21 protein-coding genes are annotated in these 23743 nt (G+C 44.1%); 2 read left to right on the top strand and 19 right to left on the bottom strand.

The window, feature by feature from the left end:
- Positions 1 to 24: 24 nt before the first annotated feature.
- The 5 genes from WC773_04385 to trxB form a co-directional block, all read right to left on the bottom strand.
- Positions 25 to 1230 carry a S41 family peptidase gene (locus WC773_04385; GenBank protein ID MFA6082613.1) on the bottom strand — a complete coding sequence of 402 codons (1206 nt, stop codon included), beginning with the start codon at positions 1228 to 1230 and terminating at the stop codon, positions 25 to 27.
- Between the two features lie 21 nt (positions 1231 to 1251).
- Positions 1252 to 2541, bottom strand: coding sequence for a C39 family peptidase (locus WC773_04380; protein ID MFA6082612.1), 1290 nt, complete (start codon positions 2539 to 2541; stop codon positions 1252 to 1254).
- 223 nt (positions 2542 to 2764) lie between these two features.
- Positions 2765 to 3679 carry a permease-like cell division protein FtsX gene (locus tag WC773_04375; GenBank protein ID MFA6082611.1) on the bottom strand — a complete coding sequence of 305 codons (915 nt, stop codon included), beginning with the start codon at positions 3677 to 3679 and terminating at the stop codon, positions 2765 to 2767.
- 29 nt (positions 3680 to 3708) lie between these two features.
- Positions 3709 to 4386 (bottom strand): cell division ATP-binding protein FtsE, encoded by a 678-nt coding sequence (gene ftsE, locus WC773_04370; protein ID MFA6082610.1) that lies wholly within the window; start codon positions 4384 to 4386, stop codon positions 3709 to 3711.
- 226 nt (positions 4387 to 4612) lie between these two features.
- Positions 4613 to 5524: a thioredoxin-disulfide reductase gene (gene trxB / locus WC773_04365; GenBank protein ID MFA6082609.1), complete on the bottom strand. Its 912-nt coding sequence runs from the start codon at positions 5522 to 5524 to the stop codon at positions 4613 to 4615.
- Positions 5525 to 5680: 156 nt separating this feature from the next.
- Between trxB and WC773_04360 the strand changes: the two genes are divergently transcribed.
- The gene (locus WC773_04360; GenBank protein ID MFA6082608.1) at positions 5681 to 6046 is read left to right on the top strand and encodes a hypothetical protein; all 366 of its coding nucleotides are present in this window, start codon (positions 5681 to 5683) and stop codon (positions 6044 to 6046) included.
- Positions 6047 to 6115: 69 nt separating this feature from the next.
- On the opposite strand, the gene WC773_04355 is transcribed toward WC773_04360, so the two are convergent.
- The 6 genes from WC773_04355 to greA form a co-directional block, all read right to left on the bottom strand.
- Positions 6116 to 6562 carry a DUF5680 domain-containing protein gene (locus WC773_04355; protein ID MFA6082607.1) on the bottom strand — a complete coding sequence of 149 codons (447 nt, stop codon included), beginning with the start codon at positions 6560 to 6562 and terminating at the stop codon, positions 6116 to 6118.
- A gap of 183 nt (positions 6563 to 6745) precedes the next feature.
- A complete protein-coding gene (gene secA, locus WC773_04350) occupies positions 6746 to 9514 on the bottom strand; it encodes a preprotein translocase subunit SecA (protein MFA6082606.1) in 2769 nt (922 codons plus the stop codon).
- 281 nt (positions 9515 to 9795) lie between these two features.
- A complete protein-coding gene (locus tag WC773_04345) occupies positions 9796 to 10020 on the bottom strand; it encodes a hypothetical protein (protein MFA6082605.1) in 225 nt (74 codons plus the stop codon).
- Between the two features lie 200 nt (positions 10021 to 10220).
- A complete protein-coding gene (gene serS, locus WC773_04340; protein MFA6082604.1) occupies positions 10221 to 11474 on the bottom strand; it encodes a serine--tRNA ligase in 1254 nt (417 codons plus the stop codon).
- Positions 11467 to 12987 (bottom strand): lysine--tRNA ligase, encoded by a 1521-nt coding sequence (lysS, locus tag WC773_04335; protein MFA6082603.1) that lies wholly within the window; start codon positions 12985 to 12987, stop codon positions 11467 to 11469. Before lysS ends, serS begins: the two co-directional genes overlap by 8 nt.
- A 46-nt stretch (positions 12988 to 13033) precedes the next feature.
- Positions 13034 to 13504, bottom strand: a complete 471-nt coding sequence (gene greA, locus WC773_04330) for a transcription elongation factor GreA (protein ID MFA6082602.1) — start codon at positions 13502 to 13504, stop codon at positions 13034 to 13036.
- 188 nt (positions 13505 to 13692) lie between these two features.
- Here greA and WC773_04325 point away from each other — a divergent pair, with 188 nt between their 5' ends.
- Positions 13693 to 15309 (top strand): CTP synthase, encoded by a 1617-nt coding sequence (locus tag WC773_04325; GenBank protein MFA6082601.1) that lies wholly within the window; start codon positions 13693 to 13695, stop codon positions 15307 to 15309.
- Positions 15310 to 15374: 65 nt separating this feature from the next.
- Here WC773_04325 and mrdA read toward each other — a convergent pair whose 3' ends face one another.
- The 8 genes from mrdA to WC773_04285 all read right to left on the bottom strand — a co-directional run bounded on the left by mrdA (position 15375) and on the right by WC773_04285 (position 23742).
- Positions 15375 to 17306 (bottom strand): penicillin-binding protein 2, encoded by a 1932-nt coding sequence (mrdA, locus tag WC773_04320; GenBank protein ID MFA6082600.1) that lies wholly within the window; start codon positions 17304 to 17306, stop codon positions 15375 to 15377.
- Positions 17303 to 17800 (bottom strand): hypothetical protein, encoded by a 498-nt coding sequence (locus tag WC773_04315; protein ID MFA6082599.1) that lies wholly within the window; start codon positions 17798 to 17800, stop codon positions 17303 to 17305. The genes mrdA and WC773_04315 overlap by 4 nt, the downstream gene beginning before the upstream one ends.
- Positions 17797 to 18582 (bottom strand): rod shape-determining protein MreC, encoded by a 786-nt coding sequence (gene mreC, locus WC773_04310; GenBank protein ID MFA6082598.1) that lies wholly within the window; start codon positions 18580 to 18582, stop codon positions 17797 to 17799. Before mreC ends, WC773_04315 begins: the two co-directional genes overlap by 4 nt.
- Before the next feature lie 150 nt (positions 18583 to 18732).
- Entirely contained in the window at positions 18733 to 19770 is a 1038-nt protein-coding gene (locus WC773_04305) for a rod shape-determining protein (protein MFA6082597.1), read from the bottom strand.
- 178 nt (positions 19771 to 19948) lie between these two features.
- Complete coding sequence (locus WC773_04300) at positions 19949 to 20155, bottom strand: hypothetical protein (protein MFA6082596.1); 207 nt, start codon at positions 20153 to 20155, stop codon at positions 19949 to 19951.
- A gap of 457 nt (positions 20156 to 20612) precedes the next feature.
- Entirely contained in the window at positions 20613 to 21575 is a 963-nt protein-coding gene (gene mltG / locus WC773_04295; GenBank protein MFA6082595.1) for an endolytic transglycosylase MltG, read from the bottom strand.
- Between the two features lie 2 nt (positions 21576 to 21577).
- Complete coding sequence (ruvX, locus tag WC773_04290; GenBank protein MFA6082594.1) at positions 21578 to 21982, bottom strand: Holliday junction resolvase RuvX; 405 nt, start codon at positions 21980 to 21982, stop codon at positions 21578 to 21580.
- A gap of 2 nt (positions 21983 to 21984) precedes the next feature.
- On the bottom strand, positions 21985 to 23742 hold the full coding sequence (locus WC773_04285) for a hypothetical protein (GenBank protein MFA6082593.1): 1758 nt from the start codon (positions 23740 to 23742) through the stop codon (positions 21985 to 21987).
- Position 23743 lies beyond the last annotated feature (1 nt).

The raw sequence follows: 23743 nt of genomic DNA, 5'->3' as shown, positions 1-23743 counted from the left end.
GTCGAAATGACAAGAGCTGACGTTTTACTTTAATATCTCCAACGCTTTATCTAATTGTGGATCTTTTCCAGCTTTTGCATCATCTGCGGATAACGTTACCACCACATCTGGCGTAATCCCGACTCCATTTATCTGACGACCTTTCGGAGTAAGCCATTTGGCTATGGTGATTTTGATACCTGACCCGCCCGCCATATCAAATATATTTTGTACGCTTCCCTTGCCATACGTTTTCTCGCCCACTAGTTTACCGCGTTCACGATCTTGAATTGCCCCGGCGGTTATTTCGGATGCCGATGCCGAACCGTTATTAACCAACACCACCAGTGGTAAATCTGGCAACATTGGGTCAGAGGTTGTACGCAAATCCGTTTTACTACCATCCTTTGACTGCTCACTCACAACCACGCCAGGCGAGATAAAGAAGCTAGAAATTTGCTGTGCGCCAGTCAAATATCCACCTGGGTTGTCGCGTAAATCTAACACTAATCCATTGATATTTTTAGATTTCAAATCCGTGATGGCTGATTGCACCATTGAAGGCGTATCCTGAGCAAATTGAGTGATGCGTAAATAGCCAATGTTGCTATTTTTAACTTCATATTTAACCGATTTTACTGTGATGGTTTCTCTGGTTAGTGTTACTTCTTTAAACTCCGATGCCCCTTTTGGTAACAAAGTTAGTTTTACAGTGGTACCCTTGGTGCCGCGCATTTTGGTAATAGCTTCATCAATAGACATATTTAGAGTGTCTTTTCCATCAACTTTAGCGATAATATCACCACTTTTGATCCCGGCACGAGACGCTGGGGTATCGTCCAGAGGTGCGACCACCGAAATATAGCCATCGGTAATACCAAGCTGAATCCCAATACCGGCAAACTCACCATTAACATTCTCTTTATATTGCTTAGATTCCGTTGGAGTAAAAAATACGGTATGCGGATCACCAAGCCCATCTGTCATCCCTTTTACTGCCCCATAAACCAACTGCTGATCATCAATTGGTCCGGCGTAATTTTGATGTACTTTGTTCCACGCGTCCCATAATAATTTAAAGTCAACGTCATTTGGAGCGTCTGCACCATATCGCAACGCGGTTAGTTCTTGGCCAATCCAACCGTCAGACATACTGCTAGCTGTACCAAATCCCAACAAAAACATCCCGACCAATGTCAGGACTAAAACGGTAATTTTTAGCGATAATTTAGTTCGTAATTTTTGTAACATTCAGTTCCTTATTATTCTTTGTTATGGTTGCAGCCTGGCCATGTAATCAATCTTAGAAGATGGATATGCCTGACCGCTACTAAAATATGGATCTTCTACGGAATACTTGTCTCCGGATTTTCCGCTTATCACAATCCAGTGCCCGTAGTTTCCCCCGGCAACATGCACAATAATCGGCTTACCCAGCTTTACATAGCTATCCACCACTCCCCAGCTAATCCGCTCTTTGCCATACGTAAAACCTAATCTGCCACCAAATGCACCCGAAACCCCGCCCCACGACACTAAATCACCGTACATTGCCCCGCCGCTAATAAGTTTGCTTAGAATATCTGGCGGCGTACCGCCAACTCCATAGTAATTTGCAACCATCGAAATTGACGTAACCAAACACCCACTCTCCGCAAAGGTGTCGCTGTTACTATAGTTTGGGTTCAGTGACCGGTTTGCCCACCTTGAATCAGTTTGAAAAAAATGCCACGGTTGCGAATTCAGCACAACCAAATCGCCGCTCGCCGCGGTGTATTTTCCGGCGGAATTCATTGCCGCAATGAAATCACTAATACGGCCGTCTACAGCGTTCAATTGCGTTTTGTATTGAGTAATAGTAGATTGCAACTGCGAAATCGACGAAATAGTATTGCTTAGCAATGAGCTCTTTAGATTCATCTGGCCACTGAGGGCATTTTTTTGCTGAATTTGAGAACTTTGCATCTGCTGTAGATTTGACTGTTTGGTTTGCAAATCAGTTCGTTGCTGTTCGAGCTGTTTTTTGAGTGCATCGATTTCGTCAGCCTTGGACTGAATACTGTTTTCAATGGCTTGATAATTTTGCTGGGTAGAAATTGAGGCAGATATGCTTTCCTGTGCTAATGCCAATAAGGGTGAGTACGTTTCACTATCGATATACATATTATTTAGGGCTTCTTCTAGCTTGATCTTCTCGGCAGCAATCTCGGTGGTTTTGGTGTTAATTTGATTTGTAACATCATCAATGCTTTTGGCCGTGTTATTAATGTCATTGTTAATTTTGGTAATAGTGTTTTGAGTCTGTTGGATAGTGGTATTTATACTATTTACTTCGGTCTGGAGCTGACTCTGAACGGCCTGAGCCTGGGCCTGGGCTTGTTTTTGGGCATTGATTGAGTTTTGCAACGCCGCTTTTTCTGCCGTACAGCTGGCTACGCTATTACATGCCCCTTGGACCGCTTGCGGTGATACAACAAATAGACCTAACATCATCACCAATGATGATAGAATAACCAGTGATGATTTTAGAATTAGTCTTTTTTGATACAATTTATTTTTCATAGTCTGTCTATTATATGAATTGGTTTGAGGAATTACATCCTTTGCATATTATATTTTTTGTCATTTCAGCCCGGCGAACTCTGTCATTCCCGCGCAGGCGGGAATCCAGTCTACAAAAGATCTTCCGCAATTTCAAATTTCAAATTGTAAATTTCAAATTCTTTTCTAAGATTTCTCCACCCTCGAGACAATGCTCGAGGAGTCGAAATGACAAGCTTATGGGTTACTTCACATGCGTTCTAACGGCAAAGTAGCTACACAATCCGCCAATGACCACTCCTACGAATATCTCAACCAGAATTATCAACCACAAATGCGCGGTAAAGAACTGACCAAAATTAAACGATGCGCTGCCGACATAATTGGTAATGTATGGTGAGGCTGATTTTGCCCCGATGATCAGCAAGATTGTGGTGATAACCGTAGCAAAAGCCCCATACAAAATCCCCTCAAGCACAAATGGGAACTTAATGTACCAACCAGTAGCACCAACCAATTGCATAATCTCTACCTCTTCTCTGCGCATAAAAATGGTCAGTCTAATGGTGTTATAAATAACCAAAATGGCAATCAAAATGAATATCGCACTCAAAACCAGCCCAACTTCTTTGACAAATTGAGCCGATTTAATATATTTATCGATTAACTGCTTGTTTTCCTGATAGCTTACTTTGTCGATGGATGTTTTATATTGCGATTGATTAACGTAATCGGCTATTGACTGTAAATTCTCCGGTCCGTTGGCTTTAATCTCGATGCTGCGCGGCAATTTCGAGCCATACCCTTGATCTAACAACTTTAGCACCGTGGATCGGTATTGAGATTGTTCACGAAAGCGTGCCAGTGCCTGCTCACGTGAAATATAGGTGATTGATTTTACGTCCGAACGCCCAAGCAAAGAATTTTGCAAAGCGGTGATATTGGCGTCTGTAGCGTTATCGTTAAAGAAAACCGAAATATCTATCTTGTCTTCAAGCATTTTTGCAGTTTGGTTGATGGATAAATCCAAAGCGACAAATAATGAAATAATCGAAATAGTGAGCGTCATCATCATAATGGCCGCCAAACTCAGCCAGCGATTACGCCAGAAATCCACCACCCCAATTTTCAAAATTCTGATTAACGCCACCATTTTCATTACAAATATTCCTTACCCTTTTTCAAATTCTATAAAATGTATTTCCCTTTTGCTTGATCGGCTACAATTTTGCCCTCACGTAAGGTAATTACTCGTTTTTTTAAGGCATCTACAACTTCTTTATCATGCGTGGCGAGGAGGACAATGGTGCCTTTTTTGTTAATTTTGAATAACAAATCAATAATTTCCCAACTATTTATTGGATCCAAGTTTCCGGTGGGCTCATCGGCAATCAATAATTTTGGCTCGTGAACTAAGGCACGGGCAATTGAGACTCGCTGTTTTTCCCCACCAGACAATTCGTTAGGCATACTTCTGGCTTTATCCGACAAATTAACCAGCTGCAAAATCTCTGGCACCTTTAATTTGATTACGCTTTGTTCTGCGTCACTTACTTCCAAAGCAAACGCAATGTTTTCATAAACATTTTTATGAGGCAATATCTTAAAATCTTGAAAAACCACCCCAATTTTACGTCTAAAGAATGGCAGTTCGCGTGAGGTTAAGGTGGTAATATCGCGCCCAGCGACTACTATTTGTCCGCTGGTTGGTTTTTCTTCGGCAATGAGCAGCTTAATTAACGTGGACTTCCCTGAGCCCGATGGCCCAACTAAGGTCACGAACTCATCGCGATCAATGAAGAAGTTTAGGTCTTCAACCGCGGTCTTTTTACCATATTTTTTTGAGACATGAATAAACTCAATCAAATTACCCACCTAGGTTTATTCTAACACAGAACGTCAGCAACTGTCATTTCGATCTTTGTTCCCTCTCCTCCCGATAGATCCGTGTCGGAAAGGAACTACAAGACAAAACTGCAAAGTTTTGTCTTGATGAGAGGGTGGCTGAAAGCCGGGTGAGGAGCTCCTCATCCGCCCTACGGGCACCTTCTCCTCGTGAGGAGAAGGGTTCCGCGTATCAAGTCGTGATGCTTTACTCAGCCAAGTATTTCTCTGCATCTATGGCCGCTTTACAGCCAGACCCGGCGGCGGTAATAGCTTGTCGATATCGGTGGTCATACACATCACCCGCAACAAATACACCTTCGACGTTTGACTTTGTTTCACCGTGCAAAACGATGTAGCCCTTTTCATCAATTTCAAGCTGATCTTTGAAAATATCTGTATTTGGTTTATGGCCGATCGCCACAAACACTCCATCGGTTTTAATTTCAGATTTTGATTGATCTTTAATATTTTCCACCACTACTGCTTCAACTTTTGCCCCACCTTTTATCTCCACCACCGCAGAGTCCCAAACCACTTTGATTTTAGGATTATTTAGTACCTTTTCCTGCATAATTTTGCTAGCTCTAAATTCATTTCGACGATGAACAATAGTGACGCTAGAAGCAAATTTAGTCAAAAACATTGATTCTTCCATGGCTGCGTCACCGCCGCCAACAATGACCACTGCCTTATTCTTAAAGAAAAAACCATCGCAAGTGGCGCAAGCCGAAACGCCTTTTCCCTTAAATTCCGTTTCCCCTTTAACGTTTAACCACATCGCGCTGGCACCGGTAGCTACAATAATTGCGTCAGCCGAATACGATTTATCCCCTGATTCAATTGTAAATGGCTGTTTTTTGAGGTTTACCTTGTCCACCGAGGCATCAACAGTAACTGAACCAAATTTCTCGGCTTGCAAACGCATTTTGGCCATTAAATCCGGCCCCATTATGCCATCATCAAACCCGGGAAAGTTTTCTACCTCGGTTGTTTCGGTTAGTTGTCCGCCTGGTACGGCACCGGCAAAAACAATTGGTTTTAACTCGGCACGGGCAGCATAAATGGCGGCGGTTAATCCCGCCGGCCCCGAACCAATAATAGCAAGTTTTGTATGCATTAGATCTCCTATTTCGTATTAAGAATATATAAATTGGTGATTATTATCAAGCTTGGACTCCCCAATTTATCCAATATCTCCAATCGTCCCAATTCTTTCTAGCTTGGCAACAGAATAAATTCACGTTACACTAGACGCATTAAGAAAAGGAGCAACGTGGATACAGATACGATAAAAAGGCGAATCGAACTAATTGAGAAGCTACAGGGTGAAATCAAAATAGCGAAGGATATGCTTAACGAGGCCTTAACCAACGACTCAGCTTACACTGACGCCGCCGAGGAAGCCAAAGTAGCCAGCAGCAAGAAAAAACAAATTCTGTCCGAAATCTACAACCAACCCGCAAATAATAAATTACAAGTTGAAATCAAAGAAAATCGCGACGAAATTATGACCTTAAAAGAGATGCTTTCGGAAGAGCTAATAGAATATCGCATAGAAAGAAAAAGCGAGGTAATTGAGGTTACCGATGGTTCGCAACGCGGCTTCAAATTCTCCGTCCGCCTTACTGCTAAAAAATAGATCTCGCGGCCACTACCTCCCTTGCCATCCTTCGCAATCCTTAGCTATCCTTCGTTTACCTTATTACATTTATTGGATAGATCCGCCAAAATAATTCATCCAATGAACCAGTTTTCCATTTTGATAAATCTCTTCGCGGCCACTGAACTCACTTGGATCCCCCGTTGCGGAGCAACTATATTTATATTCGCCTTCATCTTTTTCAAAGTTGTTACCGAATCTGACCTTGTCGGAATATTCTTTAATAAATTTTTGCAAAACTGCAAAAACCGCACCAGCATCAACTCCCTCGACCGCCGCACCCCTATAGCTCATTGACCAAACTGGCTGGCCATCTTCAAACAAAACTTCTTGACCTTGAAAAATTAAGTGCTGATCGAAATACGTATCGCGATACTCTAAATTACCTGATTTAATAACGTACGTTTTACCACCATTGATCTCATCCGCCTTCATCCCAGAGGCATAAGTGCTTTGTCTAGAATTAATTAAGAATTTTAGAGATTTCTCATCCATACTACCTCCCGTGGCATTTTTTTTCTGTTGGCGGGCGGACACATGGGTCCGCCCCTACGGAACCCATCGCCATCCCTAGTTATCCTTTATTTTCCATGGCATTTTTTGTATTTCTTACCATTTTCATCCTCTTACGCTCTTCGAGCTACGGAGGACTCCGCTATGCTCGATTTATGCCCAACGTCATCGCCCATGACAATGTTTGTATTTAACCGGTGTTCCATCTGCTTTTTTCGCTCCGCATGGGCATGGATCATTTCGGCCGACTTTTTTGGACTCGCCGGTTGGCTTATTACTAGATCTGTCTGCCTCGCTAGACATCAACTTTTGCACCTTGGTTTTTTCCAATGTTTTTTCTTTGGTAAACCCGCCACCGCTATCCGATTCATCCGCTCCCTTTAATTGCACCTTCTCTGGCTTTGGCTGAGCTGCTGCCTGTGCCACTTCAACTCTAAAGATCATCTCTAGCGCAGCGCTGTCAATCACCTGTAACAATCGCTGAAACATTTTGTACGATTCTTGTTTATACGCAACTAGCGGATCATATTGCCCATAGCCTCTAAGCCCAATCCCATCGCGTAAATGATCCATCGCGGTTAAATGATCAATCCACGCCGTATCAATGGCACGCAAGTAAATTGCTTTTTCAATTTGGCGCATAATTTCGGCCCCAAATCGTTGCTCTCTCGCGTCATACTGCTGCTTGACCTGCGATAATATGGAATCAAGGTTCGCCTCGGTCCCAGCCAAATCTACGCCAATAATTCTCTGGATTTCGTCCTTGGCTTTTGTTAAGTCTTGATTTGTCTCTAAATAACTATTTAACGTAGCGCGAATGCGCTCTTCGGCAGTGGATAAAAATTGATTCTTAATGTAGTGGTTTTGCGCTTCTGCGGTGTTCATGTGCAAAATTCGACGACGACGTTTGTAAATCACTTCGCGATGTTTGTTCATTACATCATCGTATTCAACCAAGTGCTTACGAGTATCAAAGTTGTGTCCTTCCACCTTTTTCTGGGCGCTCTCGATAGCCCGGCTAATCATTTTATTTTCAATTGGCATATCAGCGGGAAGGCGCAGCGTGGTCATAATCGATTTTAACCGCTCGCCACCAAAAATGCGCATCAAATCGTCATCCATCGATACAAAAAACTGGCTCGATCCAACATCACCCTGACGTCCGGTACGTCCGCGCAACTGATTGTCAATGCGGCGTGATTCGTGGCGTTCAGTGCCGATCACATGCAATCCGCCAACCTCCGCCACCTCTTTGGTAATTTTAATATCCGTACCACGCCCTGCCATGTTTGTAGCCACCGTAACCGCGCCCACCGCGCCTGCGTGCGCAATAATATGCGCCTCTTTTTCGTGGTTTTTGGCGTTTAACAGCTCGTGTTTTACCCCGGCTTTAGTTAGAAGCTGTGATAAGTATTCGTTTTTTTCGATCGAAATTGTACCAATCAAAATTGGCTGGCCTTTTTGATGCCGCTCAGCTACGTCTTTGCACACAGCCTTAAACTTTTCGTCAACGGTCTGATAAATCTGGTCTGAAAAATCGTGGCGTTGGTTCGGGCGATTTGTCGGGATTTCAACAACCTCTAATTTATAGATTTTATGAAATTCCTCTGCCTCGGTTGCCGCGGTTCCGGTCATACCCGATAGTTTCTGGTAAATGCGGAATAAGTTCTGAAACGAAATGGTGGCCAACGTTAACGACTCTTTTTGCACTTCAACGCCTTCTTTGGCTTCGATAGCTTGGTGCAAGCCCTCGGAATATCGACGCCCGGGCATCATACGGCCGGTAAATTCGTCAACTATTACCACCTCGCCATCTTTAACCACATAGTCTTTGTCTCTCGTGAATAAAATGTTGGCCTTAAGTGATTCTTCCATATAGTGCACCAAATGCACGCCCTGCTCGTAAATGTTTTTCAAACCGAGCAAAGATTCCATTTTGGCGATGCCGGCATCGGTTAAACTGATGGCTTTCATCTTTTCATCAACGGTATAATCTTTTTCGGCTTCAAGATTGGTCACCAATTTGGCAAAGCGATGGTATTCACTAGCCGATTCCTCAGCCGGTGCCGAGATAATCAGCGGCGTTCGCGCTTCATCAATTAAAATGGAGTCTACTTCATCTACGATAGCGTAATGCAATTCACGTTGGACCATCTGCTCCGGATCTTGTGCCATATTATCGCGCAAATAATCAAAACCAAACTCGTTATTGGTGCCGTAAACGATGTCGGCCTGATAGGCAGCCTTGCGGCTAACCGCGGCTAAAGGCGAATCGTCCGAAGTATAAACCAAACCTTGCTCTTCGGCAGCTAACTGCGCGTCTTTTTCTTGTTGTTTTTTGGCTTTAGTATCGTAAATTAACGAAGTTTCGTGCCCAATTGCCGCCACAGTAACGCCTAAATAATCGAAAATCTGCCCCATCCAAGCCGCATCACGTTTAGCCAAATAGTCGTTAACCGTTACGATGTGCACGCCTTTACCGGTTAGCGCATTCAGAAAAGCGGGCAGTGTTGCCACTAAAGTTTTACCTTCTCCAGTACGCATTTCGGCAATTTTACCTTGATGCAGAACCACCCCACCGGTTAGCTGCACATCAAAATGGCGCTCTTTAATGGTGCGTTTTGCCGCTTCTCTAACCAAGGCAAACGCTTCTGGCAATATTTCATCTAGTACGCTTTGTTCGACTTTTTTTAGGCGATCAATTTGCCATTTTTCGCGTTCGTCTTCGTTTTGAATTAATGCGGATTCGGATTCGTCGCCCACCACGGCTTTAATTTCGTCTTGTACCTTTGTTTTTAGTTCTTCTACTCGAATACGGATCTGCTCTTTGGTTAATGCCTCGATGGTCGAGCTATGCTGATTTATCTGCCCAACAATCGGCTCAATTTTAGAAACTTCTTTTTTATTTAGATCGCCAAACAGTCCAAACATCATATTTCCTTTCGCTACATCACGACCTGTGTAGGGGCGGACCCGTGTGTCCGCCCTACAAATTATTGACATAAATCGTAAAATAGTGTAATAATATCACTGTCACCTACGCCTTAAAGATACACCAGATTAGGCGTGGCGACAAGGAGGGGGTGAGCAAAATGGCGTTCTTTACGGTTGTGGACGTGCGCGAGCCCAAGGCCTAAGGCGTCCCGCATGTGAAGAGGCTCGTTATCAACTCTGACTATGTCGATTGCATCGAGCCGTTTTATGCCGATCAGACGCTAGCACAACCCGGCCTGAGCAACATTAGGGTCAAGATGGTCGACGGAAGAGATATTGTTATACATGAAGGCCCAGATCCAATGGACGTCGCTGGCAAATTCGACCGAATAGCGCGACGTCTCGACGACGGCGACTTCAAGCACATCATGCAGGAGCTGGAGAAGTAGCTCCGCTTTCGGACCGGGACGCCATCGCGCGTCTCGGTCCTGTTCTTTTATATACAAGACTCCTCACCTCTCCGAGCCGTAGGCTCCAGCCCGTAGGACTTACGCCCGGAGGGTCTACGAGCCGGTGGCCGGCCTACGGTCACCCTCTTCTCTGAGAGGAGAGGGAAATACCAGAAAAGCCCTTCTCCTCCCTGCCCTTCCGAAGCATTGCGAAGGAGGGTGGAGGAGAAGGTGCCCAGCGGGCGGACGAGGAGGAATTATTTTTTTATAACATCAAACCCGGTGTAAGGCGCTAGAACTTTTGGTACCTTAATTGAACCGTCTTTTTGTTGATTATTTTCTAAAATGGCAATTAGCGGGCGTTCGGAAAAAACAGTGCCGTTTAAGGTATAAACAAATCGCGTGCCTTTTTCATCTTTATACCGAATATTCATCCGTCTAGCTTGAAAATCGGTGCAGTTGCTACAACTATGCGTTTCGCGATAAGTGTTTTGCCCCGCCATCCACGCCTCAATATCCCATTTTTTGGCGGCCGGAAAACCTAAATCCCCCGCGCAAATGTCGATTACTTGATACGGAATGTCTAGACTGGCCATTAGTTTTTCTTCTAACTCTAAAATCTTTTTGTGTTCCTGTTCGGCCATTTCGGGCTCTACAAAGCTAAATAGTTCCAGTTTTTGAAATTGATGCATACGTAAAATGCCTTTTACATCTTTACCATAGCTGCCAGCTTCACGCCTAAAACAGCTGGAAAATCCAACGTATCTTAACGGTAAATCTTCTTTTTTGAGCATTTGCCCAGCGTGCAGAGCTAACAGGGGCTGTTCGGCGGTGCCCGCTAAATATAAATCATCTTGAGTTTTGTAAATTTCTTCTTCGGCTTGTCCCAAATACCCCGCCGCATCCATTGCCGCTCGATTTAATAAAATTGGAGGCAGAATGGGCTTAAACCCACTTTTCATCGCCTGATCTAGCCCGTAGCGCATTAAAGCAAATTCAAGCACTACTAGTTCATTTTTAAGATACGCAAAACGTGAACCCATAGACTTGGCCGCCGCATCAAATTCGATTAAATCTAAATCTGCCGCCAACTGAATATGATCTTTAACTGTAAACCCAAATTTTGGTACATCGCCTTTTTTGTAGGCAACTTTGTTATCTTTATCGGAATGTCCGGCAATAACATCGTCAAGGGGCATATTTGGAATTTGCGCCATCACCTCATTCAAATCCTTTTCAAGCGCGTCTAAATGCGGGCGATGCTTGTCAATCTGTTCCGAAATTTGGTTCGCCTGCTTAAGTAAATCAACCTTTTTTTGACCAAACTCTTTGGCAATTTCTTTTGACACCTGATTCAAGTTAGATTGAAAAGCTTCGACTTCGGTTTGCAAGCGTCGTTTTTCTTTGTCTAGTTTGAAAGCGTCAACGGCCAGCTCTGGATTGCTTTGCTTTTTTGTCAGTCCTTTTTTGACCAAGTCTAAATGTTCGCGAATAAGTTGAATATCAATCATTTTTCCCTTTCGGTTTCATAAATGGGAATAAAATTACCTCTCTAAGTGTGTTCGAGTTGGTTAGCAACGCGCACAAGCGATCAATTCCCATTCCAAACCCGGCTGTCGGCGGCATGCCGTACTCTAATGCACGCACAAAATCATCGTCATAACTTTGCGCCTCTTCATCGCCTTTTTCACGCAGTTTTTGCTGATTTTCAAAGCGCTCTCTCTGCACATTCGGATCGTTTAGCTCTGAAAACGCGTTACATAGCTCAAATTCCCCAGCCACCAAAAGTTGAAATCGCTGCACCTCTTTATCGTTTTTACTTTTTGCCAACGGCGACAGGACGGTCGGGTGATCGATAATAAAGGTAGGCTGAATAATGTTTGGTCGCACCATATGTTTAAGTAGTAAATCACACATTCGGCCAAAGTCAGCTGACCGTGGCGTATCGATTTTGAGTGATTTTAGTTTGGCGCGTAAACTATCCTCTGTTTCCGCCCAAATATCGATTGAGGTATGATGTTTTACTGCATCTCTAAAGGTAATCCGTTCGAACGGTCTCGCCCAATTAATCTTGTGATCTTTGTATTGCGTGGTATCCGACTGCATCACCTCTTTTACCAATTTACGAATCATCTCTTCACTAAACGCCATCAGTTTTTGATAGTCAAAATAGGCCACGTAAAACTCGAGGTTGGTAAATTCCGGATTATGAGAATGATCTACCCCTTCGTTTCGGAAACATTTGGCGAACTCGTAAACTCGCTCAAACCCGCCCACCACTAACCGCTTATGATACAGCTCGGGAGCAATGCGCAAATACACATCGGCATCGTAGGCGTTGTAATGCGTGATAAACGGCTTGGCGGTGGCACCACCGGCTAAAGATTGCAAAATTGGTGTCTCTACTTCCATAAAATTGTTTGATTCCAGCTGCGCTCGCAGATTGGCGACGATTGCGCTTCGCGTACGGAAGATTTGCCTAACCTCTGGGTTGGCAATTAAATCGGCGTAGCGTTCGCGATAGCGTTTTTCGGTGTCTTCCAGCCCACTCCATTTATCGGGTAGCGGACGGAGCGATTTGGTTAGCAATTTAAAATGATCTAAGTGTAGCGTGACTTCGCCACGTTTGGTAATAAATAATCGCCCAGACACTTCCACAAAATCACCTAAATCAAATAACTCCCACAAGTTGTACTGTTTCCCCAGCGCAGATTGACTGGCTAGGAGTTGGATTTTATCTACACCATCTTCAATATCCACAAAAGTAGCCCCGCCGTGGCCTCTAAGCGCGGTAACGCGGCCCGCTAGCGTTAATTTATCTGCGTCCTCTACCGGAGATCCAACGTCTTTCCCCCAAGCTTTCTGATTTTTTTGCCACAAATCCAACGCTTGTTTAATACTATGCGTTTTTTCACTCTGGCTAGCAAAAGGATCAACCCCTAAATCAATTAGGGATTTAAGATGTTCAGCCCGTGCTTTAATTAGGTCATTTTCTTCTTTTTTCTCTACCATCAACTCCGCCATTCATCTTCGAGAATAACAAAAAGTAACGGAGAATGGAATACAGAGATTAGATGGACTCGACAGATTTGATCACATATTCAATTTTACCCGCCGGAGCAGACACCACAATTTTCTGGCCTTTTTTGGCACCAAGCAACGCTTTTCCGGTTGGGCTTTCAACCGAGATAGCGCCTTTGCGTGGATTTGCTTCGGTTGCGCCTACCAAAGTATAGCTTTCGTCACCACCATCAACGGTTACTACCACTTTGCAGCCCAAACCTACCACTTGATCGGATTTTCCCCTAGAATCAATTATTTTTGCTTTACGAACCACATCCTCTAGCTCAGAGATACGGCCTTCAACAAACGCCTGTTCATTTTTTGCGTCTTCGTATTCACTGTTTTCCGACAAATCACCAAATTCTTTTGCTTCTTGAATATGTTTAACTGCTTCTTTACGCTTAACTGTCTTTAGCTCTTTCAGCTCAACCTCGATTTTTTCCAAACCCTCTTTGGTTAAATATACAGCATCCGCCATATCAACCTTTCTAACGCTTTCGCGTTACGTAACTTAAAAAGCGACCATACAAGGTCAACTAAATTATTATACCTTAATTATAATAGGACATTATTTACTCTAGTAATATAGGGATGGGTTTAGGGTTTGTCAATAGTTGACGCAAACAGTAATTCGACTATACTCAAAACTAAGAATGGAGGTGCAAAATCGCCAAATTTATTTTTGTGACCGGCGGGGTAATGAGTGGAGTAGGCAAAGGCACAGCTGCTGCATCCATTGGCAAAATTCTCAAAAGCAAAGGGCTAGCCGTTACCGCAGTAAAGATTGACCCATACGTCAATGTTGATGCCGGTACCATGAACCCAATTGAACACGGCGAGGTTTTTGTCACCGACGATGGTGACGAAACTGACCAAGACATCGGCTCGTACGAGCGTTTTTTGGATGAAGACATTTTATCCTATAACTACATGACCACCGGACGGGTGTATAAAACCGTAATCGAGCGCGAACGCGCCTTGGAATATAATGGTCATTGTGTAGAAGTGGTGCCACACGTTCCAGAGGAAGTGATTAAACGAATTAAAAATGCCGGCAAAAAAGCTAAAGCCGATATCGTCATTATCGAAGTTGGTGGCACTGTGGGCGAATATCAAAACATCTTATTTTTGGAAGCCGCTAGAATGATGAAATTGGCCCACCCAAAAGATGTTCTGTGTATTTTAGTCAGTTACCTACCGATCCCCAAGAGTATTGGCGAAATGAAAACCAAACCAACTCAATACGCATCTCATTCGTTAAATGCCGCCGGTTTGCAGGCGGATTTTATCTTGGCCAGAAGTGAGCAACCGGTAGACGAGCCGCGAAAGCGCAAGATGAGTATGATGTGTAATGTGTCGCAAGAAGACATTATCTCGTCTCCGGATGCGCCAAGTGTTTATGCCGTACCGGATACTTACAACGACCAGCAACTGGGCGAAAAAATTCTACGTAAATTGCATCTGCGAGTACGAAAAGATGATCTGGTGTCGTGGAGCAACTGGGTTAAAGAAATCAATACCTACACCAAAGAAGTAAACATTGGCATTTTAGGCAAATACTTTTCCACCGGCGATTTTGTGCTGTCGGATGTGTACATCTCAGTTATTGAAGCACTAAAACACGCCTCTTGGGCAAACAAATGCAAACCAAAATTAACATGGCTTAATGCTGAAGATTTTGAGAAAAATCCATCCAAACTGCCAGAGTTAAGGCAATTTGATGGCATTGTGGTACCGGGCGGATTCGGCAACCGCGGTGTCGAAGGGAAAATCGCGGTGGCACAGTATGCCCGCGAGCACAAAATCCCCTATTTAGGTTTATGCTATGGAATGCAAATTGCCGTAATTGAATTCGCGCGAAACGTAGCTAAGCTAAAAGATGCCCACACCACCGAAATTGATCCTAAAACTGCTCATCCGGTTATTCACATTATGCCAGACCAAGAAAAAAAGATGCTGGAACATAATTACGGCGGCAGCATGCGGCTGGGCGCATATCCGTGTCAGCTGAAGGAAGGATCGATTTCCAAAATGGCATACGGGGAAGAGTTGATTTCGGAGCGCCATCGCCATCGTTTTGAATTTAATAATTTGTATCGCCAAAAACTGGAAGAGGCCGGGTTGGTGATTGCCGGCACTTCGCCCGACGATCGCATTGTGGAGATTATCGAGCTAAAAAATCATCCATTTTACGTTGGTTGTCAGTTTCATCCCGAATTTAAATCCCGCCCAGAAACCGGCCACCCGTTATTCAAACAGTTCATCAAAGCCGCGATTAAATAGCTGATTTGTCCTCCGTTGCATCGTTCGATCCCCTTCGCGACTTCTAATCAGCCTACGGGCGGAGCCTATTTACTATAATCCGGACTAAAATATTGCTGCAAAATCGCTTTGGCTACTGGCACAGCGGTTGAGTTACCTTCGTTGGTTAGCGGGCCTTTTTCGCCCAATACCACTAATGCGATGGTTGGGTTGTCATACGGCGCAAAAACCTCGTACCAAGCGTTTAGATACTCGTTATTTGCCCCCACCTGCGCCGTACCGGTCTTTCCTCCGGATGGCACAGGCAAAGTAGCCAATGACCGCCCAGATCCGCTGGTGTTGGTCAGCAGCATCCCCTCGCGTACTATCTGAATATTTTTGGGATCAATAAAATTGCTTGACGCAACTGTTGGCTTAATGGTTGATACCACCTTATCATTATCATCCATAATTTTGTCGACGATATGGGGCTGATATAGCGTGCCGCCATTTGCCACAGCCGACAACGCCGTAACCAACTGCAATGGCGTTACCAACAGGTCACCTTGCCCGATGGCCATGTGATAAGTATCGCCAATATACCAGCTTTCTCCTTTGTAGCTTTTCTTCCAAGCGGCGTTTGGAATTAACCCGGTCGACTCCGATGGCAAATCTACGCCGGTCTTCTTGCCAAATCCAAACAGTCCTAATCCTTTAGACAACCGATCTACACCAAGCCCACCAATCTTGTCATATCCACCCCCAACAGCATAAAAGAAAATGTCATTCGATTCTGCAATAGCTTTCTTAACATCTACACCTGTAATTAATTTATTCTGCCAGTTTGGAAATCGCCAAGGACCAATGGTAATCTCGGGAGGAGTATCAATTTTGGTATTTTCGGTAATTACCCCGTCATTTAGCCCAACCGAGGCCACAAACGGTTTAATGGTTGATCCAGAAGGATAAGTACCCTGAGTGGCCCGGCTAAATAACGGCTTGGTCGGATCGGTGGATAATTTTTGATAGACATCGCTAGACACACCGTTGGCAAACAAATTATTATCGTACGCGGGCAACGACACCATGCCCAAAATACCGCCGTCACGCGGGTCCATCGCAATTGCCACGCCAGAGGTAATCCCCGCTGTCTGCAATCCTTTTGACAGTTCGGTGTACATGATGTTTTGCAATTTGTTGTCGATTTTTAAAACCAAATTATTACCAGAAACCGGGGCGGAATTACTATCGTTCAGGGCCTGTAAAACTTTTCCACGGCTATCTACTACCTCTTGGATTACCCCGTCTGTTCCGCGCATTTGAATATCATAGCTCGATTCCAAACCGTTTTTGCCCACCGTATCATTTAGATGATACGAGCCGTTAATAATATCATCATTGTTTGCTTTACCCACATATCCCAAAATAAACGATAATCCATTTGTTGGATTGTTATACTGCCGAATACTGGTTGGAACCACTGCCACCGCGTCGATATTATTTAACTTTTCGGTCAAAATTAAGGCATCGTCCCTGGTCATTTCATCTTTAAGCACAATTGCTTCAATGCTAACCAATATCTTTTTTTCAATTTGCGTGATCTGACTTTGTTTTTCGGCCTCTGTCCAGCCAAGTGCATTCGTTATCTGATCGTAAACCTTGTTTCGGTCGGATAACTTTTTCGGCAAATTGCTGGGGGTAAGTTGAACTTGAAATGTAGCTACGTTTCGAGCCAACCACACCCCGCGACTGTCAAATATACCTCCCCGTTTTGCCGGATTAATTACCTGACGAACACTATTCGCCTTGGCCAACACGGCGTTATTTGTTCCTTGTACAATTTGTACATCCACTAAACGCCATATTAACAATCCAAAAATCAGCAATGATAGATAAACGAATCCTCGATAATGATGACTACTCGGTTTTTCTGCCATTTCCGGATTGTCTTCACTCTCCGGATCGGTGTAACGATAATCTACCACATCGCTATGATCTATCTGGTCGGTGCTGTTTTCATATTGATCAAATATACTCACTCAATCCTCATCTGACTTTTGGCCTTAAACCAATCCTGACTTAAAGTAAACAAACCAATTATAAGCATCCCAATAATTAAAGAGTACACCCCGTTACCAATTAACCGGCTAAGCGAAATTGATGACGGGGCGGATAATATTGTCATAATGAAATCAAAAATCGCTGAGGTTAAGAACAAAGCGACCATAGCAAAGATGACCGATCCTTCTCGAACGAACCGGCTTTTAACCAGTTCCAGCATCAACAAAATCATAATTAACGCAAAAGCCGATTCGCCAATTCTAATGTTATTGACAGTGTCTAGCACCACACTTGCCCCCAAAATATTGATCCACGGCACGGTTTGATTTTTCTGCACCACCAAAACTACAATCGCGATGGTAATGATGTTTGGCACCATGCCATCTATTCGCCAGTTAACCACCACCCCAACTTGGAATATCGCCAAAATCAACCACCACCCAAAACTGATAATTTGACTGGTTTTTTTCATGGCAATTCCACAAAAACCGTGTCTAAACGACTAATACTGACCGTTGGGGAAATTAGCGCGGATTGAAATACATTATTCTTTTTTGAGATAACCTCGGACACGGTGCCAATTAATAAGCCGGGGCGCAAGAAACCGCCCAACCCACTCGTCTGCACTACTTCGCCTTCGTTAATCTTGGTGTCTTGCGGGATATTTTCTAACACTAACCCCGTTAAACCGCCCCGTACAATACCGGTCATTCGTGATTGTTGCAGTTGGGCCTGTGTTACCGCAGTGCTACTGGTAACCAATTCCACTTCGGATTGATTGCCACTAACCACAGTTACCCGCCCAACCAATGCACCGCTACTGGTTACCGGAAAGCCAACTTTGATTCCGTTATTACTGCCAACATCTATGGATATCTTATCTTGAAATACATAAGTACTACGCGATGTAATTCTTGCCTCAACCAGTTTCCTAGTACCAGAAGTTTGATTGATGTTTAATTCGTTTCTAAGCACGGTGTTATTGTGATCAACTTCTTGCAACCGCGCGTTTTCAACCAACAGCCTAGATACCTCGGCCGAAAGCTGATCGTTTTGTCCGGGCAAACTGGATAATCCGGATAATGTTATTGAGATTTTGCGTAAGTATGTACTGCTTTGATAAATTGGCTCTACAATTGGAGTAATAACAGTTTTTATGCCAGATCGAACCGAGTTAGACCAGCTGGTTGGCAAAAATAATAGCACAATCAAAACTATCGTAATAATAATTTGAGACCGAAATCTTTTCCACATAAACAATCCTTTTGCCTGTCATTTCGACCCTAGGAGTGTGTCAACACGACTGTGTTGGAGAAATCTGAGATAAAACCCCTTCCAGTCTTTTTTGAGATTTCTCCACCCTCGACTCGAATGTCGAGGAGTCGAAATGACAATACGAGCAGTTTATCTAACGGTCGGTAACAGTACTTCCCGTAGATTATCCAAATCTTCAAGCACCACCCCTGTTCCTCGCACAACGCATGTCAACGGATCGTCAGCAATATGCACAATGGTTCTGGTTTCCTGAGCGATCAACTTATCCAGCCCGCGCAACATTGCACCCCCGCCAGCCAAAATAATTCCTCGCTCCATTATATCTGCCAGCAACTCCGGTGGAGTTTCTTCCATAGTCATCCGAATACTATCAACAATAATTTTAATCGATTTCTTCATCGCTTCGCGAATCTGTTCATCGTTTACCATAATTTCTTTAGGCAATCCGCTAACCAAATCACGCCCGCGCATTGGCGTCTGCAATTTTTCATTCAGGGGGAAGGCACTACCAATATTAATTTTAACATCTTCGGCGGTTTTTTCGCCCAATAAGATATTAAATTGATCACGAGCGTATTGGATGATGTCTTGGTTCAGCTCATCGCCGGCCACTCGAAGCGATCTGGACGCAACAATCCCTCCCAAACTTAATACAGCCACCTCAGTAGTACCGCCACCAATATCAACGATCATATTGCCCGATGGTTCGTGAATTGGCAAACGCGCCCCAATAGCCGCCGAGACCGGCTCTTCAATTAAGAAAACTTGCCGCGCACCGGCATTCAGCGCTCCTTCTTCAACAGCGCGACGCTCAACTTCGGTTACACCATACGGGATACCAATTACCACCCTAGGTCTGGATAATAATTTAAATTTGTCTTGAGTTACTTTATCAATAAAATAGCGAAGCATGGCCTCGGTCACCTCGAAATCAGAGATTACCCCATCTACAAGTGGACGAACAGCCACAATATGTGACGGGGTACGCCCTACCATCCGCTTGGCTTCGTTACCAATGGCTAATACTTTTTTAGTGCGCTCGTTGATGGCTACAACCGACGGCTCTTGAATAACCACTCCTTTTCCGCGTACATAAACCAAGGTGTTGGCCGTACCTAAATCGATGCCAATATCTTGGGAAAAAAAGTTGAATAGGGTGTCAATTATTTTGACCACAATAAAAATCTCCGTCTGGCGCTGATTATATCAATCTGACAGATTAATTCAACCCGCCGGGTTGAATAAGCACTAAATTCTAAGCACCAAGCACGGAATAAATTCAAAATCAAAATATTAAAAAGAGAAAGGCCGGAGTGGAACATCCACCCGGCCTATCACCCGACACTCAGTCGATCAGCTTGAAGCGCGCAGCCTGCCATGACTCATCCATGGCTCTTCGGTCTGCCTTGAGAGTCAGCTCTGTTGCAATCCGCATTCTCCCCTCAAACGCATCGATGTCTGCCCGAGTTGCCAGTACGGGATGGGCAGCAGGCACTCCACCCGAGTTAGACAAGACAAGCTTCTCTATCGGGGTCAGCTCCTCGTCATACATCTCACAAACCTCCGTGACAGTAGCTCAATATACGATGTAACTTCGGCCAGATTCGACCGACTTGGCGCGAGCAACGTCGTCCTCTGCCCAGAGCGGTTCCAGCACCGTCCGCAAAGACCCATCGAATCGTTCCTTGTCGCTCGACGTGGCGAACATTGGATCGATTGGATCAGTGCCGATAGACCGTACCAGATCCTCCAACGACGCGAGGCCACGATTCCCTTCCATGCGCTTCTCCCCTGAGATACGAGTCATTCAGACTGACAACATCAATATATTACTTCGATAGATAATCTTCAACTACGCCGAAACGGGCGATTCGTGTTAACCTTCGGTTTCCGAAGTGAAACGAGGTATCGCCCCTATGGAACCCCTAATCACCCTCCGGCCTCCAGCTCGTAGAGCCTACGGCTCGGAGAGGAGTAGCCCTACGGGCGGAGCCTAATCAGCTAATCACCTAATGAATTGGATATGTTCGAAGCAGCGCGTTTCGTTCGGCAAGTGTTTTAGCGGTAATTAAAACACTTTTTGCATCGTAGTAGAAATAATAGTCGTCCGACGGTGTTGGATTTTGGGCTGCATTAATACTGGCGATCCCGGGATTGCAAATTGGCGCTGGAGGCAACCCAACATGTAGGTAAGTGTTATACAATGAGTTGGCCGATTTATAATCCGCCGCCGTAATTGGCGCCCACCACTGCGTTATCCCATCCTTAACCGGCGCTAATCCAAGATCGATATTTTTAGCGTATTGCACCGTTGGGTCCGCGCCCATTGACATATTAATTTTCAATCGATTTGAGTAAATCCCGGCAATAATGCCTCTATCCGCATCGTTCAACGCTTCTCGTTCGACAATTGATGCCAAAATAAGTTGATTTTTTGTCACATTCAAACTGGCCGTTTCTTTGCTGTACTGATCGGTCATCGCCGTAACCAGGCTTTCTTCGGTCGTTTTCTTACCAATAAAATAAGTGTCGGGGAACAATTTACCTTCTGAATTTTTTGCCAAATTCAGAAATGTAAATGAAGACAGCCCGAATTCCGTAATCTTATCGGCAATTTGCTCCTTGGCCCATCCTTCTTTAACAGTCAACTTCTTCTGCTCTAACTCCGGAGAGCCAAGAACATTAAATAAAGATTTAACGGAATAAGTTTGAGGGATCGAAAACGTACCCGCCAACAACTTAGGGCGATATATTTTTTGATAAATCAGCGCCACCGTTTCGGACTTAATAATACCGCTGGAGTATAATCGACTAATAACATCTGCCGAGCTTTCTCCGGATGTAATCTCGAATGTAGTAACCGAAGCGGTTGTTTTGGCATTAATTTGATTAATAAACCAAAGATACCCCGACAAACCAATCGCGATAATAATTCCGATTATCAATAAACTAATCTTAACCCAAAGTTTCATCCTTACGCCTTTTTCATTTGTTCATCAATATACTGTTGCAACAATAATTTGGCGGCGTATTGATCTACTCTTTTCTTACTCGCTTCTATAGACAACCCTTTTTCCTTCAAATCTGAGAGCGCCGCAGACGTAGTAAACGCCTCATTTGATTCACAAATTGTAATATGTGGCACCGCTAATTTAATAGCTTGGACAAAAAAATCGATGTGTTCATCGATACTGCCTTTTTCGCCTCGGCTACGTACCGGACGACCAATAACCACAGTGTCAACTTGCTCATCACCAATAATCTTTAGAATTTCAGATATTGCGCCATCATTATTCAAAATAGTTCGATATTCCGATGCAATCTGCTCGCCCATTGCCAAACCAATTCGCACTAAGCCAAAATCAATCGCTAAAATCACGGCTACTCCGCAACAGTCACATTAATATGATTAGCGAGAATCGAAATTAGTGGCCATTTAGACGGGCTTGCGGTAATTGTAACGGCATCTGCGCTGTACGCACTCTTAATATTCTCCGCCGAACCCTTCACTGTTCGCCCACGTAACTTATTTTTTACTTCGGTTGTATTAATATTCGCAATTAACTTTCCTTCAATTTCCTTGGTCAAGGTAAATCGGGTGCTAGAATCTGATTTTACGTCAAACTTAATATCCGCCACTACCGGTAAAACCAGGTTTTTAGCTGGTGGAATATCATCGGCAAACTGGCTCTTAAGCACGCTTGCAATATCATCTCCACGATACGAAACCCCGTTTGCTTTACCACTGGCAGTGATGGAAACTGTGCTTGCCTCATCACCCACCTGATGGTCTTGCCCCGAATAAGTTACATCGCTAACAGATTGATAGAAAGCCGTTTCGCTAGATGGAATTGATTTTTGCAAAGCTGCTAATGCCGCATCTGACATTTTTGACTGAGCATCGTTCTTGGCCGATGTAATGTCTGCCTCAGCTACAATAGTCAGCTCTTTTGTGGTTCCGCCAGACATCGCTTTTGCACTGGCTCCGGTAATTAATGATGAAACACCAGCAATCGTAAAACTAGTTGCTTTGATATTGTATTGGTCTCCCGGCTGATCCGCGATTACTGCTACATCAGCTCTACCCGGATTATCCACAAATCTGCCGTTTACTTTGGTTACAGTGTCTCCGGGAACCGAAACTGCAACTTGAGTACGAAATACCAATTTGCTATCAGTAGAAGTAAGGGCGGTGTTTTTGGCAATTGTCACGACGTCTGTGCTATCGGCATTGGATATTGTAACCGTACCGGTTGCCTTGTCGCCAACTTGTTTTTTACCTGTTGCCTTAGCCGTACCAATACTATCGGCTGTTGTCTGGTGCGCCAAACCTTGAATGACATTTTGATTTATTCCCGACGCTGAAGTATCAACAACGATCGACGCGGTTTTCTTAACACTTTCGCTCGGAACATTTATCACCACACTAGTAGAAGGAATAAAAATGGCATAACTTATAGCCGCGCACACCACTAGTACCAATGTCAGTGCTACACCGCGCCACAACCACTTCGGCAAAGATACTGGTTTTCGAGTTAACTTAATTCGAGTTTTATGCGGATGCTCTTCAACATCATCTTCGATTACTTTACCCATAATCACATCAGATGATGCAGATGATTTAACTTCGGGCTCTGCCGGTATGTCAATTTCTGCTTCATCGGATATTTCCGAATCTTCTGTTACTTCGATCGACGCCTCCGGTGGTGATTCATCGATTTTTTCAGCCGGTTCTATGCCCGCTTTCTTTAATGCCTCGGTGGCCGATGCATTGTAGTGCGTTACCCTAACGGCACCATCATGCGATTCCACTTTTTGATCTGAGTCGACAACCACATCATCCCCAACTGCTGTTTTGGGCATCTTATCTTTTACCACTGGTTTTCCATCGGGGACTGATTGATAAACCTTCAACCCCGCTTGAGCACATAACTGTTTTCCAATCGCATCCGACGTTACCACAGAGACTTTTTTGTCAAATTCGTCTGCTTTCTTCATTAGCAAGCGAATATTGACCAAACTTTGCAAAATTGTAGCACCTTTCGGCACAATTAATACTACGTCATCGGATACGCTTTGCTGTATCTTTTCGACAACGCCGGTAATTTCATCATCTAATGCTAGAAAAATCTGTTCCATA

The sequence above is a fragment of the Patescibacteria group bacterium genome (assembly GCA_041660565.1).
Taxonomy (GTDB): Bacteria; Patescibacteriota; UBA1384; order CAJBMM01; family CAJBMM01; genus JBAZWC01.
This window is presented reverse-complemented; position numbering and strand designations above follow the sequence as displayed.

What these genes read in the sequence shown, in the direction of transcription:
- greA (MFA6082602.1), bottom strand. Translation starts at nt 13,504, where the DNA reads ATGGCGGATGCTGTATATTTAACCAAAGAGGGTTTGGAAAAAATCGAG.
- trxB (MFA6082609.1), bottom strand. Translation starts at nt 5,524, where the DNA reads ATGCATACAAAACTTGCTATTATTGGTTCGGGGCCGGCGGGATTAACC.
- mltG (MFA6082595.1), bottom strand. Translation starts at nt 21,575, where the DNA reads ATGAAACTTTGGGTTAAGATTAGTTTATTGATAATCGGAATTATTATC.
- WC773_04355 (MFA6082607.1), bottom strand. Translation starts at nt 6,562, where the DNA reads ATGGATGAGAAATCTCTAAAATTCTTAATTAATTCTAGACAAAGCACT.
- WC773_04375 (MFA6082611.1), bottom strand. Translation starts at nt 3,679, where the DNA reads ATGAAAATGGTGGCGTTAATCAGAATTTTGAAAATTGGGGTGGTGGAT.
- WC773_04315 (MFA6082599.1), bottom strand. Translation starts at nt 17,800, where the DNA reads ATGAAAAAAACCAGTCAAATTATCAGTTTTGGGTGGTGGTTGATTTTG.
- WC773_04300 (MFA6082596.1), bottom strand. Translation starts at nt 20,155, where the DNA reads ATGTATGACGAGGAGCTGACCCCGATAGAGAAGCTTGTCTTGTCTAAC.
- lysS (MFA6082603.1), bottom strand. Translation starts at nt 12,987, where the DNA reads ATGGCGGAGTTGATGGTAGAGAAAAAAGAAGAAAATGACCTAATTAAA.
- WC773_04285 (MFA6082593.1), bottom strand. Translation starts at nt 23,742, where the DNA reads ATGGAACAGATTTTTCTAGCATTAGATGATGAAATTACCGGCGTTGTC.
- WC773_04385 (MFA6082613.1), bottom strand. Translation starts at nt 1,230, where the DNA reads ATGTTACAAAAATTACGAACTAAATTATCGCTAAAAATTACCGTTTTA.
- serS (MFA6082604.1), bottom strand. Translation starts at nt 11,474, where the DNA reads ATGATTGATATTCAACTTATTCGCGAACATTTAGACTTGGTCAAAAAA.
- WC773_04380 (MFA6082612.1), bottom strand. Translation starts at nt 2,541, where the DNA reads ATGAAAAATAAATTGTATCAAAAAAGACTAATTCTAAAATCATCACTG.
- mreC (MFA6082598.1), bottom strand. Translation starts at nt 18,582, where the DNA reads ATGTGGAAAAGATTTCGGTCTCAAATTATTATTACGATAGTTTTGATT.
- secA (MFA6082606.1), bottom strand. Translation starts at nt 9,514, where the DNA reads ATGATGTTTGGACTGTTTGGCGATCTAAATAAAAAAGAAGTTTCTAAA.